The organism is Burkholderia cepacia (genome assembly GCF_001039005.1).
Taxonomy (GTDB): Bacteria; Pseudomonadota; Gammaproteobacteria; order Burkholderiales; family Burkholderiaceae; genus Burkholderia; species Burkholderia theae.
This window is the reverse complement of record NZ_LDWR01000002.1, coordinates 68,624-85,246: the sequence shown is the minus strand read 5'-3', so window position 1 is coordinate 85,246 and position 16,623 is coordinate 68,624. Positions and strand designations below refer to the sequence as shown.

General features: G+C 68.6%; 6 protein-coding genes. 3 read left to right on the top strand and 3 right to left on the bottom strand.

From position 1 onward, the window contains the following. Positions 1–46: 46 nt before the first annotated feature. Both VL15_RS00800 and VL15_RS00795 read left to right on the top strand, forming a co-directional pair. The gene (locus tag VL15_RS00800) at positions 47–1,408 is read left to right on the top strand and encodes a uracil-xanthine permease family protein (protein WP_048242573.1); all 1,362 of its coding nucleotides are present in this window, start codon (positions 47–49) and stop codon (positions 1,406–1,408) included. A gap of 102 nt (positions 1,409–1,510) precedes the next feature. Then, on the top strand, positions 1,511–2,449 hold the full coding sequence (locus tag VL15_RS00795) for an integrase (RefSeq protein ID WP_048242572.1): 939 nt from the start codon (positions 1,511–1,513) through the stop codon (positions 2,447–2,449). A 37-nt stretch (positions 2,450–2,486) separates the two neighbouring features. Here the strand turns inward: VL15_RS00795 and VL15_RS00790 are convergent, their stop codons facing one another. Further along, positions 2,487–2,966: an RES family NAD+ phosphorylase gene (locus VL15_RS00790; protein ID WP_048242571.1), complete on the bottom strand. Its 480-nt coding sequence runs from the start codon at positions 2,964–2,966 to the stop codon at positions 2,487–2,489. Beyond that, positions 2,963–3,418, bottom strand: a complete 456-nt coding sequence (locus tag VL15_RS00785) for an antitoxin Xre/MbcA/ParS toxin-binding domain-containing protein (protein WP_006480981.1) — start codon at positions 3,416–3,418, stop codon at positions 2,963–2,965. The genes VL15_RS00790 and VL15_RS00785 overlap by 4 nt, the downstream gene beginning before the upstream one ends. A gap of 589 nt (positions 3,419–4,007) precedes the next feature. Between VL15_RS00785 and VL15_RS00780 the strand changes: the two genes are divergently transcribed. Beyond that, positions 4,008–15,917, top strand: coding sequence for an LWXIA domain-containing protein (locus tag VL15_RS00780; RefSeq protein ID WP_048242570.1), 11,910 nt, complete (start codon positions 4,008–4,010; stop codon positions 15,915–15,917). Between the two features lie 63 nt (positions 15,918–15,980). On the opposite strand, the gene VL15_RS00775 is transcribed toward VL15_RS00780, so the two are convergent. Further along, positions 15,981–16,622 (bottom strand): HD domain-containing protein, encoded by a 642-nt coding sequence (locus VL15_RS00775; protein ID WP_048242569.1) that lies wholly within the window; start codon positions 16,620–16,622, stop codon positions 15,981–15,983. Position 16,623: the final 1 nt, after the last annotated feature.

Below are 16,623 nucleotides of genomic sequence, written 5' to 3'. Positions count from 1 at the left end.
CGCCGGTTTCCGGCCATCGTCGCCGTTCGCTTCCGAGGGGCCTGCCGTGTCGCACGAACCGATCTCTCCGCCCGTCGATGCACGGCTGCCCGCGTGGCAGCTCGCGCTGTTCGGGTTGCAGCACGTGCTGTCGATGGCCGCGTCCCCGATCACGGCCGTGTTCCTGATCGCGAAAGTCCTCGCGTTGCCGGCCGACCTGACGGTCCAGCTGATCGGCGCGACGTTCTTCGCCTGCGGCATCGGCACGCTGCTGCAATCACTCGGCGCCGGCCCGATCGGCGCGCGCATGCCGTTCGTGATGGTGCCCGGCGGCGCACCGACGATGCTGTTCGCGGGCATCGCCGCGCAATCGGGCCTGCCGACCGCGACCGGCGCGGCGCTGCTCGCGAGCGCGTTCTACTGGGTGCTGCTGCCCGTCTTCACGCGCTGCCTGCGGCTCTTTCCACGCATCGTCGTCGGCGCGATGCTGTTGCTCGTGTCGGTCAACCTGATCCGGATCTACGCGACGATCGTCGTCGGCCAGCCCGGGGCGGCCGATTTCGCGCAGCCGCGCGCGCTCGGTCTCGCGCTCGCGACGATCGTGTCCACCATCGTCGTCGCGGGTGCGTTCCGCGGCACGCTCGGACGCCTCGCGGTGCTGATCGGGCTAATCGCCGGCGCGACGCTCGGCTGGGCGCTCGACGCAATGCCCGCGCTCGCCGATGTGTGGCGCGGCCCGCTGTTCACGCATCCGGTGTGGCTGCCGTTCGGGATGCCGCGCTTCGACGTGCTGGCCGCGCTGCCGCTGCTGATCTTCACCGCGATCTCGATGGCCGAGGCCACCGCGCAGACGGTCGCCGTCGGCGAAACGTGCGGCAAGACGATCTCGCTGCCGCGCGACGTGCCGAAGACGATACGCGGCGATGCGCTGGCATCGCTGGCCGGCGCGCTGTTCGGCACGCCGCTGATCGTGACCAGCGCCGAGAATATCGGCGTCGTGCAGACGACCGGTGTGCGCTCGCGCTACGTGACCGCCGCAGCCGGCGCGATCCTGATCGTCATCGCGCTGTTCGCGCCGCTCGCACGGCTCGCGTATGCGATTCCGGCCGCCGTGGTCGGCGGCACCGCGCTGGTCGTGTTCGCGATGATCGGCGTGATGGGCATCCGGCTGCTCGCCGGCGTCGACCTGCATGCGCGCGCCAACCAGTACACGCTCGCGGCCGCGCTCGTCGTCGGCCTGGCGCCGATCCTCGTGCCGAACCTGTATCGCCAGTTCGGCGCGCCCGTGCAGATCGTGCTCGGCAACGGCATGGCGGCCGGCACGCTCGCGGCCATCGCGACGCAACTGGCATTCACCGCGTTCGCGCGGCTGAGCGGACAGGCACGTACGGGAGCGGCCGCGACGCCGGCGCCTTCGCGCGACGCGTGATGGCGACGGCGCGCAGCGATGCGCGCGGCACGCGCTGACGTGCCGGCCAGCCGAATCCCGGAACGATTGCCGGCGCCACCGCGTTCCGGCTATAAATCGTGGATGGACACGAATCGCTGGATTCACGACCCCGTCGGCGCCTTTCGCGCATGGCAGGAAACCGCCGCGACCGGCGCGGGCCGCCGGCCGTTCGCGCCGCGTTCGGTCGTGCAGCACGTCGCGATGTTCGAACGGTTCCTGCGCCACCTGATCGCACACAGCGTGTCGCTGGCCACGTTCGGGCCCGACCACGTCGCAGCCTTCCTGACCGAACTCGAACGCAGTTGCGCGCCCGGCACCTCGACCCGCGTGCGCTACGCGAAGCTGATCGACCGGCTGGGCCGGCATCTGGTCGACACCGGCGTGCGGACGATTCATCCGGCCGGCCGGACGACGCGCCATCTCGTCTGGCCGGTCGGCGAGCCCGAGCCGTGCTACCTGCCGCCCGATGCCGACGCGGCGCTGCAGCGCTATGTACAACCGCAACCGGACGACACGCCGGCCGATTGCCGGAATCGCGCGATCGTCGCGCTGCTGCTCGCGAGCGGCATCACGTCGGCCGAGATTCGCGCGACGACGCACGACGCGCCCGATCTCGACGCGCGTGCGCCGACGCTGTCCGTGCCGCGCGATCGCGCGCGGCCGGCCCGCCGGATCGAACTCGCGGCGTTTGCGCTGGCGCCGCTCGCCGCATGGCGCGCGCGCTCGGCAGACGCACCCGCATCGGCGCTGCTGTTTCCCGCGCCGCGCGGCGGTGGTGCGATGAACGACATGTTCTTGCTGCTCGTGGTGCGCGACGCGCTGACCGCAATCGGCTTCCACGCGGCGGACATGAGCCCGCGCGTGTTGCGCAACACCTATGCGCGCCGCCAGCTGCTCGCCGGCCACGCGCATACCGATGTCAGCGCCATGCTCGGCCTCGTCAGCACGCGAACGGTCACGCGCATCCGGCAAACGCTGCCGCAGGACGCGGCTGCAGATCGCGCCGCGCACGAGCGCTGAGTCGGCGCCCGGCACGGGCCCGGTTCCTCGTGGTTTCCTATTCGCCCGGCTTCGACTGGATCAACCGCAGAATCCGCGTGTCGTACGGCGATTGCATGACTTCCGCGACGCGGGCCTCGGACGCGGCCGGATGCAGCGGGTTCAACAGGAAGTTGTGCGCGTGCGGCACGACGACACTCGGCACGCGCAGCAGCGCGCTCGGCTGCGTATGCAGCCACTCGGTGCCGGCGCTGCGGGTCCAGTCGACATTGGTTCGCCAGTCATCCGGCGCGTCGCCTTCCGCGATCTCGGCGATGTCCACCGATTCGGGCACCTCGATGCGAAGCAGCTGATATCCGCTCGGCAATTGCGCGACGGTGGTGATTTCGAAATGAACCAGCGTCTCGAGCAGCGCGAGCGCCGGATGCTCGGCGAGATACACGACGGGCTGCCCGGCGAAATGCCAGCGCCCGCCGGCACGCAACCCGCCGATACCCTTCAGGTCGGCGTAATTGCTGATCCGCCACAGCGTCGTCAAGCGAAGTACCCCTCGTCGATCTGCGTGAGGGCCTCTTCGACGAGCCGCGCGCCATGCTCGGTGCTCGCCATGTCGAGCGACGTGCGGCCGCCGAAGCGCTGGAGCCCGTTGCGCAGCCACGCCATCGCCTTGTCCTGGTCGCCGAACGTGGCCGTCGCCTGCGCGACGATGCGCGCGAGGCGGATCGCCTTGTCGGATTCCTCCGGCGACAGGCGTTCGTGCGCCTGGCGACGATGACTCAGCGTGCGGCGCGGAATGATGAAGGCCAGCTCGTCCGATTTCAGGCCGCGCTCCGACAGCCGGTCGATCACCGACACGTCGACGCGCGCGCTCGCCAGCTCGGCGAGATCGGCCCCCGATCGGACGCGGATCGCCAACAGCTGCTCGAGAATCGTGAATTCGGCCTGACGCGGATGCGCGACGCCCGAAGGATGAAAAGCGATGGTGCTCATGACCTTTCTCCGGCAATTTGCCCAACCATTATAGGCGTTTTGCCGGAAACTTGTGGATTGCGGGAGTACGGGTATCCCAACGGGCTGGAAAGCCGGTTAGAGAGGCCGCGCGCGAATCGAAGATTCGCCTCGTGGGGTCGAACAGAAATTCAGTATATAAAATCATCCGCTGTAACTTGCAGTTGTCACGTAACAACGTTCTGACAGTGGAACGCTAAAGCAACCGCACTGCTCAAGCGCCGGACCCGCGTCACGCGATAGATCGCCGAGGCGTCACGGCCTATTTCGCGACCCCGGCCACCCAAACGAAAGCAGAAAGTAAGAATTCGCCACACACCAGAAAGGATGCCGTAACACGCGAAGCCAGGCGAATCGCGGCTCCCACCCCCTCGCCGCGCTGTCACGTGCACCGCGTCGTATTCCGGCATGGCCGTTTCCCGTAGCGTTGCCCGGACGAGCCGGCTCCCTGCCGTCACCCGCTACGAATCGTGCCCGTGCCCGCTCCCCCCGCTTCCGTACACTCGAATTCGCGCCATGCGGCGCAGGCGGCGTGCATCCCGCGTACGGCCGCGCCTGACGGGAGCCTTGCATGCTGTCCATCGACGGAATGGGTCTGGGTTTGAACTGGCAGCGTTTCCTGTCGCAAACGCTGAATCCGGACCTCGCGCCGAAGCCGCCGCAAAATGTGGACGGCACGTCCAACGACGGCCCGAACAACGGTCCCGCCAACCCGGTCAACCCGGCCGCCGCGCCGCCGATCCCTGTGCAGGCGGACCTCGGCACCGATCCGTCCAAGCCGACCAACGCCGAAATCGGCTCGGCCACCGCGTTGCTGCAGAGTCTGGCCGATCAATATCGCGTGGCGCCGCCCGAGATCACCGTCGACAACGACACGACGCGTGCGGTCCAGGGCGTGATCCAGGACGCGCAAACAAAATACGACAACGCGCAGCAGGCACTGCAAGGCGCGCAAGGCGTGCTGCGGATGACGAGCCGCGACCCCGACTCGACGCCCGACGAGCACAAGGCCGCCGTCGACAACTACACGAAAGCGCGCAATGCGGCCGACACCGCGCAACGCGAGCTCGACGTGACGACCGACGCCGGCTACCGCATCCTGTATGGCGAACAGGCGAAGGCCGACCAGTACAGCTCCGACCCGACGAACCAGAACATCGAAGGCCCCGCGCAGCAGCAGGCCGACGCGAAACTCGCCGCGCTGCAGAAGCTGTTCCCCGATCAGACGAAGGCGAATCCGAACTTCGTTCCGCAACAGGGCGATTGCAAGACGCCCGACCAGGTCCAGGCGTACGACGACTGGCAGTCGGCAACGTCGAGCGCGACGGTCGGCCAGGCCAAGTACTGGGCGGACGTCAGCAACGCGAATCTTGCCTATACGCAGTTCCAGTCGTACATGGGCGATCCCGCGTACAAGGACGCGATCGATACCGGCGTCGGCAATCTGAACGATGCGCTCGCACAGCTGCAACTGCAGGTCGATCTGCCCGACCCGCCCGCGGCCGATCAGAACGGCAACGTCGACATGAACGCCGTGCAAGCGAACGTCGCGCAGGCAGCGAAGATCGCGAACTATTCGAACGCGGCCTATGCTGCGTCGCTCGACGCACAGCAGGTCACGACGCTGCAGCAGAAATACGACGTCGACAGCGCCTGCCTGATCGGGTCGACGCCCGGCGCGGCGAAGGACGACAAGGCCGCGCTCGATCGCGCGACCACGCAAGCGAACACGAGCGGCAGCTACATGCAGATGCTCGGCGCGCAGCTCACTGTCGACGACTTGCAGACCCAATACGACACGGCGAAAAGCGCGTCCGACGACTGGCATACCGCGAATCCGAAATCGCTGGATCCGCATCCGAAGGTCGACGTCGATCTCGGCCATGCATCCGATGCGCTGGCACAGGCGAAACAGACGGCAAGCCTCGCGCACGACGGATTCGTCGTCGCCTACGGCCAGACGCTCGCGCAGCAGTACGACGACGCCGGCTCGCAGATCGACGCGCAGCTCGCGCCTAAGGTGCCGTTCGTGCTGCAGAACCCGACGCCGACGCTATCGACGAATCCGCCACCCACGACGACACCGGCCCCGTCGCCAGGACCGTCGCCGTCGTTGAGCACGTCGCTGCCGAGCGCATCGGGTACGCCGAATACATCGAGTACACCGGCTCCATCGACGACGCAGACACCGTCATCGTCATTGAGCACGTCGGCACCGGCCAGCAGTCTGTCGACATCGTTTCCCCCCACGACGCTATTCACGAATCCGTCGTTCGTGCTGCGACCGCCCGGCTCGAACACGTCCGTGCCGACCACCGCGACCGGCCAGACCGCGCTCGACGCGAAAAAGCTCCACGTCGTCGCGGGCGCGCTGCGCGCGGCCGACGGCCGGCTGTCCAACACGTACAACGACGCAGCCGCGAAATTCCAGCTCGCGAACGCGCAGACGCAGGAAGGCGTGCTGAAGGGCAAGCTCGCGGACACGCAGAAAACCTACGACGACTGGTACGCGCACAACCCGACGCCGGTGCGGCTGCGCACGGTGGACGGCGACGAGATCCCGATGCCGACGCCGCTACGCGCGAATCCGTACCAGGGCGACCTCGACAAGGCGCGCAGCGATCTGCAGCAGGCCGACGCGAACATCAACAAGCTGCAGTTGCTGACGGAGATGTCGCATCAGCAGGTGCTGCTCGATCAGTTCGACGCGAGCCTCGCCGAGAACCTGCGCAACCCGCAGAGCCAGGACGACAAGGACGCGTATTCGAAGGCGCTGGACGGCTTCTTCCGCGCACACCAGGGCGAACTGTCGCAATCGCTGCTCGACCAGGCGGGCGCAAGCACGAACAAGGCCGCGACGATCGATTTCGGCAAGCTGACCGACAACGAGCAGCGCAACCTGATCGGCACCGCGATCGGGCTCGCGCCGGACGTCCAGCCGTCGTCGGACGCCGGCTCGCCCACCGCGCCCGTCAACGACGACACGGTGCGCTACACCGACAAGGACAAGCTGGACACGATCAATAAGGTGCGCGGCGAAATCCTGAAGCTCGGCGGCGGCGCCGGCACGCAGGTCAACATCCTGCCGCTGATCTATTCGGACAAGACGGCCGGCATGGTGACGAGCGCGCTCTTCAAGGTCACCGACGGCAAGGGCAACGTCCAGTACGTCGACGACACGTCGGCGCAATACGACAACGTCGGCGACTACCTCGACAACAACCAGCTTGCGTCGAGCGGCACGCTCGACCTCGTGACGGGCTACGACGGCAACGGTCACGCGCAGTTCCAGCAGAAGGCCGCGCATCACGACGACTGGTTCGACAGCGCGCTGAACACGCTGACCGGCGGCAAGGTGAACCTCGGGATGATGGGTCTCGGGCTGCTGATGGAGGGCGCCGGCGTGCTGCTCGACGCAACGGGCGCGGGTGCGTTTGCCGGCGCCGCGCTGAACTTCACGGGCGCGGCCATGATGGACACCGCGATCGGTTCGAGCATGGCGAAATCCGCGATCGATATCGGCTCGCGATGGGACCACAACCAGAGCATCAATCCGTTCACCGACGCCGGCGCGCGAGGCGACTGGCTCAACCTCGTGCCGATGGGCGCGGCCGGCGCCGCGAAGTTCGCGGGTTCGGAAGTGTTCGGCAAGACGATCACGGCACTCACCGGCTCGGCGAAAGCCGCGCGCGTGACCACGGCGATCGTGCGCGGCACGTCGCTCGCCACCGGCGTCGGCGCCGCGGGCGAGAGCTTCGTCGAGGCCGGTTTCGCTTTCGCCGACGGGAACAGCAAGCAGGGCTGGGAGGATCTCAAGTCCGGCTTCACGAACGTCGCGCTGATGGGTGCGGGCGGCGTGAGGGATCGCGTGGTCAATGCGGCGGTTCGCGTCACCGGCAGGCCGGTGATCGCCCGCTCGGCGGCTGGCGACAGCATCTCGATCGACGGCCAGCAGCTGCAGAAAATCCTGAGCGGGAAGGAGCCGCCGCAACTCGCGCTTGGCGCGACGCGCGCGTCGCTCGACGGCGTCGACATCAAGGTCGCGAAGGACGGCACGTTGATGGCGGGCGACAAGGTGCTCACCTACGACAACATGCCCGTGCGCGTGCTCGACGGTCTCAACAACAAGGACCTGAACAATCTGCCGCGGGGTGCCTCGGTGATGCTCGGCGAGAACGGCGAACTGAGTATCGTCAAGCTGACCGGCAAGACCTGGACCGAAGGCACGAAGATCGATTCGATCACGGAGACGGGCGACCGGCTGTCGTTCGGCAGCGACGGCGAAATCGACGCGCCGTCGAAGCTCGTCGCGAAAACACCCACCCAGTGGCAAGACGATCTGCAGCAACAGGCGAACGACAACGCTCCGCCCGCGGACCCTGCGCAGAACGCGCCCGCCGCCGACGAAGCCGCGACGCGCGCGTCCGAAGCGAGCAACACGGCCACCGCAACCACGGCGGCAAGCGCACGCAATGCGCAGCACACGAGCGAAGCACAGGCCGCGCGCGACGAGAACCAGCAGGAAACGCGCTCGTCGGATTCGCATGTCGCCGCGCAGAATCGGCGCAGCAGCGACCTGCGCGCGGCGGAAGATCCGGCCGTCGCGCGGGCGCCCGGCGCACCCGGTGCGAGCGCCCTCGAAGAACCGGCCAGCGTCGCACCGCGCACGCCGGTCCGCGTGATCGACCTGACCGACGCCGAACCGGCATCCCGGCCCGCGACGCTCGATCCGGCCGGCGTCTCCGTGCCGCGCGGCCCGTCGGTCGAGGCACTCGACTACGGCGAGCACACGCTCTTCATCGTGCGTAACGGCGACGACCATGCTGCGGCGCCGCCCGATGCCGCGCAACCTCGCGCGGCGGGATCGCTGCCCGCGGACGTCGCGGAACCGATCGTCGTCATCGCCGATGCCGCGGACGCGCACGTTGCGCCCGAACTCGCGAACCGCTGGCAGCGCCCGGTGTTCGCCGCCACGCCGGAAGCGCTGCACGCGGACGGCACGCTGCGCGCGGATGCGTCGTTGACTCGCTACATGCCTGCGCCCGATGCGCCGGTCACGGGCGGCCGCGTCGTCGGCACGAACGCGCAGGCGCAGCACGCCGACGCGACGGCAGGCATCGCCGAAGCCGACACGCCCACGCCGGCTCCCGAAGCGCCCGCAATACGCCGCGCGCCGCCGCCCGCGAACGACGACACCGTCATCGTGCTCGCGTCGACCAAGCGCGGCGCCACCGACCCGGAAAACAGCGCCGCCCTGCCGCCGCAACCGCCCGCTCGCGCGGCACGCGCGCTGGACGGCGCATTCAGCGCGCCGAACCGCATCCTGGTGCTCATCAAGCCGGCCGAGCAGTCTGCCTCGCAGGCGGCAAACGATGCGAGCGACGCGTCCCGACCGACCCCGACCGGCGACGCGCATGCCGAGGACCACGCGCTTCCGCCCGCCGCGCATCCGGAAACCACCGAAGCGCCGCCGGACCCGTCGCTGGCCGGCCCCGGCCTCTTCACGCGGCTGCAGATGCGCTTCGGCGGCGCACCGCTGCCGGACGCGGTCCACGCGCTCGCGCAGCAATCGGACACGCTCACGCAGCAGTTGCGGATGATGAGCGACGCCGGCTGGCGCGTGAGCCTCGGCAAGCGCGGCGGCGGCAGCCGGATCGATCCGAAGCGGCGCCGCGTGACGATCGACGGCGGCCTGCGCGATTCGGGCAGCATCACGTACACGCTCGCGCACGAGGCAAAGCACGCGGTCGAGGCGATCGACGGCACGCTGGATTCGCTCGACTACAGCGGCCGCAGCCGTTTCACGCGCAAGGCGCTCGAAGCCGAAGCGCGCGCGCAGCTCAACGCGTTCGAAGCGCGTTACGAGATCGACCTCGCGGGCGGCGGCGACATCGCGGCGAAGACGACGCTGCCCGACGCGCTCCAGCACGAGGCCGACCGCTGGGGACCGTCGAGCGACTATGCGGGCACGGTCGAACGGCTCGCCGACGCATTCGCCGACACGCCGGTGTCGGGCCGCCGCGGCGAGACCTATCAGGCTTTCTACGACGGCATCTGGGACAAGCAGAAGCGTCACGGCGGCGCGCCGCGGCGCATGCCCGCGCCGCGCACGACGGAATCGGCCGGCGACGGCGGCACGCACCTGCCGCGCACGCTCGACGAACAGGTGCAGTGGAGCAACGAGCATGCGGATCGCGTGTCGCCGTTCCCGCGGCGCTGGTTCGGCGGCAGTGCGCCGAAGCTGACCTTCTCCCGCAACGGTCCGGTGTCCTATGCAAGCGGCGAACCGCTGACGCTCGTCCATGCGCGAACCGATGCCGCCGGCGGCCTGCTCGACGCCCACGGCCGTCCCGCCACGCCGGTCGACTACTCGATCGACCATCGCCACGCGTTCGGGCCCGCACAAACGGGCAACCGCCTCGTGCTCGATGGCGGCGACGCACGCGCGGCGCACGGCGCGTGGCTCGCGAACATCTGGCAGCGCACGATCTACGTGCCCGACAACGGCACGGTTCGCGCGATCGGCGAGTCGCACACCGACCGCACGCACCGGATGCAGTTCGGCGGCCCGGGTACGTGGACCCGCTACACGCCGTCGCCGCGCGAACGGATCGACCCGGGCGCGCTCGCCGCCGACGCGAGCGGCCTGCATGTCGCCGGCGATCCGTCGCGGCGCGTGGATCCCGCCGAACTGCTCGGCCCGTTCCTCGGCGCGGGCACCGCGAAGGCGGTGTTCGAACTCGGCAAGCGCAACGCGATCGGCCTGTTCGAAGCCGGCGGCGACAAGGCGCGCACGATGCTCGAGCATGAAACACGCGGGCTCGACCAGTTGAAAGCGCTCGGCATGCGCACGGTCACGGTCGACGGTCCGTTCACGTACCGCGGCCGCATCGCGGTGCTGTACAGCCCGCTCGCCGAGCTCGGCAGCATCGACGTGATGAACGGCATCCTGCCGAAGCGCGTGACGCGCGAATCGATGCGGCAGCTCGCCGCCATGCGCGCGCTGGCCGAACGTCACGGCCTGTCGTTCGACTTCGAAGGCCTGTTCGATGCACAGGGCAACTTCTATTTCAGCGATCCCTCCGTCCTGATCCGGCATCCGGACCCGGCCGCCAACCGGACGCCGCGGATGATCGATGCCGTCATCGACCCGCTGAAACGTGGCATCGCCAGCGGCCACGTCGAACTCGCGCATCCGGCGATCAGCGAAACGCTGCCGGACGGCGCGTTCGTCCAGAAGCCGTCTCTCATCACGCGCATCCGGATGTGGTTCGGCGGTGCGCCGCTGCCCGACGCCGCTTATGCGCTCGCCGGTCAGTCGAGCCTGCTCGCCGATCAGATGCGGTTGCTGAATCCGGGCCACTGGGAGATCGTGCAGGGCCGCGCGGGCGCCGGCAGCAAGGTCGACGCCGAACAGCGCCGGATCGTGATCGACGGCGGCCTGCGCCACGCCGGCACGATCGTCTACGTGCTCGCGCACGAGATCGGTCATGCGGTCGACGTGGCAACGAACCGGCTCGACCTCGACACCCGCAACCCCGACGCGTACGTGCAAAGCACGCTGCTCGCCGAAGCGCGCGCACAGGCCAACGCGTTCGCGGTGCGCAAGCAGATCCTCGAAGCGACCGGTATCGACATCGCCGAGCATGCGGTACTCCCCGATGCGATCGCGCGCGAAGCCGACCACGTGATGCCCGGCGACGAAGCCGGCCTCGCCCGACTCGCCGACGCGTTCGGCAATGCGCCCACGTCGCTGCCCGGCAACCCCGTCTACCGCGCGCTGTATCGCGCGCAGGCCGAGCAGGCCATGCGTGACGGCGAGGCCGGGCGCGCCGGTGCGGCGCCGCGGACGATGCCGTCGATGATGATGTGGCCGGTGCCCGATCCGTCGACCTTCATGCCGGCCGCGCCCGTGCTCACGCCCGAGTCGCGTGCGGCCGACTGGCTCGATGCGCACGGCAAGCGCGACCTGAAGCGGATCGACGGGACGCAGCTGGCCGACATCCGCGATCTCGCGCAATACACGGGGCCCAACGCGCACGTGCTGATCGCGAAGCACCTCGACCGGCCGGCGGACGACGGCACGCATCCGCAACCCGATTTCGTCGCGAGCCTGAAGACCGACGCATACAGCCAGCCCGGCCAGCCCGAGGCGGCCGATCCCGGCGACACACCATCGCACGAAGTACGCGACGCGGTGTATCCGGGCACGCGTCCGCGCAAGCGCAACGACAGCAAGCCGCCGCACGAGGCGCGCGCGGATTTCGACTTCTACCTGTCGCCCGTGTCGCTCGACGAATTGCGGCAATTCGGCGGCGCGGCGAAGGTCGAAGATATCGACACGAAGCGCGTGTGGGATGCCGAGCCTTCCGGCGACGTGCCCGCGGATGAGGTCGTCAAGCAGATCGACGCCCTCGCCCGCGCGCCGCAGTACAAGCGGCCCAAAGCGGCCGCCAAGGCCGCGGAGGCCCTGCCCGCTGGCGCGACGATCTTCGCGGTCGACAAGAAGACCGGCAAGGTGCTCGGCTACGCGGAGCCCGAACAGGGCGGCTGGACCTATCACGAGAAGACCTCGGTCGGCGACGCGTCGATCGGGGCGCAGGCTCTCGGCACCGCGTTCCGCCGCCGCGCGCGCGGGCTGCCCGACGGACGGCGCGGCGTCGTGTTCGTCCCGTCCTCGCTGCCGGAATCGGCGGTGTCCCGCTATGGCGGCTTCGAGCCTGCCGAGCGGGCGTTGCCGGTCGCCGAGCAGAAACCGCCGCCGCTGAAACTGAGCGACCGCGTGCAACGCCGGATCGGCAGGATTCAGTCGGCGGGCAAGCCGCCCGCAGGGGCGACGCCGCTCGCCCATCGATGGGTCGCGCCGAACCTGTTGCCGAAATCGGCCGACGACGTGCACGACTTCAGCGGCGCGAACACATTGCATCTGCGGCGCGTGATCGATTTCGGCCAGGTCGGCCCGGCGTACTTCATCTACGTCTACGGCACGGAAGGCGCGCTGATCGACACGCTGCACAAGCCGGACGGCATCCTCGCGACACGCGACGGCAAGCTGCAATGGTTCGACGACGCAACGCATTTCAACGATGCGGGCAAGCCCGGCATCGATCTCGACAAGACGACGATCGGCGGCGGCCCGGATGGCGCGAACCGCCATTTCCTGGTGACGAAGCTCGATCCGGCCGCGTTCGACGCGCGCGCAAAACCGACGCAGCTCGAAGCCTATGCGTTGAAACAGGCGGAACTCGACAAGCAACTGAAGAAAGCCGCCACGGAATCGTCCGCGCCGTTCGGCGAGCTGGAGAAGCGCATCGCGACCGAACTGACGGCAGCGACGACCCGGCAAGCCAGACTCGCCAACGACCCCGCGTCAGGCGCGCCCGCTGCCAGCCCGCCGGCGAAGCCGAAGAAACGCACGCGCGGCAAGGGCAAGAACCGCAACCCGAACACGCAGGCCGTACCGGCACCCGCCGCGTCGCCGGCGCTCCCCACCGGCGAACCGTTCAGCATCAAGACCTATCAGCCCGGCCTGTCGAGCGCGACGATCGCCGAATGGATCCTTCGCTTCGGCAAGGCGAAAGTCGACAACTGGTTCCCCGAGCACGAACGCGTCAAGGCGTTTGCGGGCCGGAGCGGCAAACCGCTCGATCTCGGCGCAAACCGGCAGGTCATGATGGCCGACAGCGTGATGATGAAAGCACTCGGCCTCCCGTTGCGGCTCGCGCGCGATGTGTCGAGCATGCCGTGGCATGGCCCGCTGTCGCGGCCCGATCACGCGGCAAACGTGCTGTCCCGCCATGCGAAGGGCGCGATGACCTATCTGTCGATCGCGCGCGCCGCGGACCGGCATGCGCTGCAGGCCTATGCACGCGCGAAGGCCGAGATTCAGGATCGCATTGCGCTGATGGCGCGCGGCTTCACGCTGCGCGACAACCCCGACGAGATGCTCGCGCTCGTCAAACGCTACGGCGGCGCGATGCCGGTCGTGTCGGTCGCGGTCGATCCGCATTCGCTGGCCGCGGCGCTCGGCAGGAAGCACGACCCGGCGTTCATCCGCCGCGTGCGCGAGCTCGGCAACCTCGATAACGCTCAGTTTGACGAAGCGAACGCGCGGATCGACATCGACGGCACGGGTCGCCAGCTCGAGCTCGACGACCTCGACCATCTGTACAAATGGCTCGACGCGGCATCCGAAGGTGGCTTCGTGCTGCGCCTCGAAACCGCGCCGTCGCGCGCGCTCGTGTCGGCCGAAGACCAGCGCACGCTTGCCGGCACCAACGACGCGTACCACGACTACGTGCGCACGTTCGACGCGCTCGAAACGTGGGCCCGCCGGAACACCGACAAAGACGCGCCGCACGTGATGGTGACGTTCCACGGCTGGGATGCCGTGCTCGAACCCGTGCCGGGCGACGGCCACCTCAAGCTCGTCGAGGCCGTGCTCGACCGCAAGGAACTCGACTGGGTTCACCTCGGGCTGTCGTATGCAACGCACGGCTCGGACTTCATCGCGAACCAGGACCTGACCGCCGCACTCGCCCGCAAGCTCGTCGAGTACGAACTGCGCGCGCCCGGCAAGCTTGCGCGCCTGCACGGTGCCGACGCGCTCACGCGCGTGTTCGAGCGTGTCGGCACGCAAACGCTCGCGAACCAGCACCAGGTGCTGTTCGCCGAAGTCGAACGCGTCGGCCTCGCGAACGGGATGACGCCCGAGACGCTCGCACAGCTGCGCACCAAACTTTACGAAGGCAATACCACCGCGCTGATGGATCGCGCGCGGCAGGCGACGATTACCTATGCGAAGGAGAACTACTGGAATACCGCCGCGGCCGCCAACCGGGCCGAATTCCGCGCACGCGACGCCGGCAACCGCTGGTTGAGCCAATACGGCAAGCCGGACACCGAACCCATGCAGCTCAAAATCGCCGCGCACGCGAACGCGTCGAGCACCGCTTTCTGGCGCGCGGTGGCGGCCGACCCGAAGCTCGCCATCGACGACACCAAACCCGTCATCGTGAACCGGGACATCGCCGCGCAGCCGAGCCACCAGCGCGGCGACCCGCAGAAAGCCGCGCTCGCGCAACTCAACGCGCTGCGCGTCCACCGGCCGTCGTTCGGCAAACGCGACTGGATGTGGTCACTGGGTTTCGGCGGCACGGTGGCCGGTGCAAGCTCGCTGGTCGCGCTGAACGTGTTCAACGGCATGAACATGATGAGCTCGGACGCGCTGAGTCACGCGAACACCGCGCTCTTCGTCGGCGCGCGTGCCGGCCGCGTGTTCGGCGCGATGCACCAGGGTGCGGTGCAGAGCCTGCAGAGCGGCGACCCGCGCGCGGTGCACGACGTACTCGACCGCTTGCAGCGCTCGCTCGCGCAGCAGCTGAGCGCTTCGGTGCACGGCTACAATCCGGCGCGGCTCGAACAGCTCGACCTGCTGACGAACGAGACCCGCGTGAAGGCGAGCCACTTCGTCGAAATGCACCGTCAAGGTTTGATCGGTTTCGACGATGCGGCCGCGCAGATCAAGGAACTGTCGGCCGACCTGCTGGCGAACATGCAGGGCATGGTCGGCGGCACGTCGCTCACGCAGCTGCACCGCGGCAATTCCCGTCGGCTGCTCGGCCTCGTCGGGCGCGGCAGCGCGATCGTCGGTTATTCAGGGACGATCGCCGTCGGCGTGCACGGGCTGATGACCACGCCGACGGTCGCGGGCGCGCTGACGACCGCGAGCGCGGCACTCGCCGCGACGTATTCGGGCCTGGTCTACGCAGTGAGCGCGCATCGCGTGAACGCGGACAAGCGCAGCCGCGTCGTGCGCCTGATCGATTCGACGTCGGATTTCGTCGGTGTGGCGAGCGGCGTCGCCGGCACGATCGCGCAATACGACAAGGGCCATTACGGACTCGCGGCGACAGCCGCGACATCGACGGCGATCCTGCTCGGCGCGCGCCTGAACACCCATTTCCCGAACGCGACGCGCTGGGTCAAGAAATACCCGACCGCGCTGATCCTCGTGCCGATCGGAATCTGGGGCTTCACGCAGTTGCAGAGCCTGTTCTTCGGATCGCCTTCGAGCGGATCGGGGTCGTCGACGCACAAGCCGCAGCCGACGTCATCGTCGTCATCGCATCAGCCGCCGCAGACCGGCGGCACGCCGACGACCCGGCTCGCGCCCGGCGCCACCGCGACGCAGCCGCCCGGCACCGGCACGACGGGCAGCACGGCGCCCGCGCAACCCTCCGCGCCGCCGTCGCCGGCCGCGCAACCGTACATCGTCGTCGCGGGGGATTCGCTCTGGGTGATCGCCGACGCGCATCGCCAATCGCTGCTCGATGCGGCGCATGTGTCGCCGAACGATCAGAAGACGATGACGCGCGACCAACAGGATGCACGTGCACTCAACGAGATCCTGCAGCTGAATCCGGGCATGGCCTCGACGCCGAACGTGCTGCACGTCGGGCAGTCGATCAATATCGGCTGAGGCGGCGCCGGTCGCGCGGGTCCGGCGACCGGCATCGACGAACGCTCCGGCGGACGACCGCGGTCAGCCAGCCCATGCGGAGTTGCGGATCACGCTGCAGAAATTGCCGGCGTGGAAATGCGGTTCCTTGTCGGCGATGACGTCGGCCTTCACGTTGCCGAACGTCGTATCCGGCTTGTGCCTGATCCCGTCGTAGAACGTCTGGATGATGTCCTCCTTGAAATGCGGCGTGCGCGGATGCGCGCTCACGACCGCTTCGCGCTCGGCGTCGCTGTATTCCGGATACGTCAGGCCCAGCACGTCCATCTCGACGCCCGCCGTGACGAGCGCGATCACCGGATGCATGTGCTGCGGAATGCCCGGCGTGGTATGCAGCGCGATCGAGGTCCACACGACATCGATATCCTGCTGCGAGATGCCCTTGCTTTTCAGGAAATCGCGGGCGGCGTTGGCGCCATCCACTTCGAAGCGCTCGCACGCGCTGCTGTGCTGGTGCGTGAGCCCCATGTCATGGAACATGCAGCCGCAGTAGAGCAGCTCGGGATCGTATTCGAGCCCGCGACGCTGGCCCGCCAGCGCCGCGAAATAGAAGACGCGGCTGGAGTGGTGAAACAGCAATTCGGATTCGGTATCGCGCACAAGCTCGGTGATCTCGCGAGCCAGTTGGCTATCGGGAAGGGTGATGCCGGCAACGTTCTCAGTCATG